The sequence below is a fragment of the Cohnella sp. GbtcB17 genome, assembly GCF_019091135.1.
Taxonomy (GTDB): Bacteria; Bacillota; Bacilli; order Paenibacillales; family Paenibacillaceae; genus Cohnella.
Genome location: NZ_JAGXJW010000588.1, coordinates 1 through 228, shown reverse-complemented (window position 1 = coordinate 228; position 228 = coordinate 1). Strand labels below are relative to the sequence as shown.

At 71.5% G+C, this 228-nt stretch carries 1 protein-coding gene; it reads right to left on the bottom strand.

Going from position 1 to position 228, the window contains the following annotated elements; genetic code table 11:
- Positions 1-45 precede the first annotated feature (45 nt).
- Positions 46-228, bottom strand: a 183-nt coding sequence (locus KVT38_RS34525) for a hypothetical protein (protein WP_217598176.1), incomplete at its 5' end; no start/stop codon positions are given.

The following is a 228-nucleotide window of genomic DNA, read 5'->3' as shown; positions in this document are numbered from 1 at the left end:
TAGGGCTGCGGGCGGTTGCGCCCGCCGCGGCCGCGCTATTCCCGCTTACAGCCCCGCCGCCCCGCTCCAACCGCGCAAGCCTCGCTTGCGGCCCGGTTGGTGCCGGTTGCCCCCGCAGCAGCCGCGCTTTTCTCGCTTACAGCTCAGCCGCGTCCCTCCAAGCGCGCAAACCTCGCTTACAGCCCGGTTGCTGCCGGTTTCGCCCGCCTCAGCCGCGCTTTTCTCGCT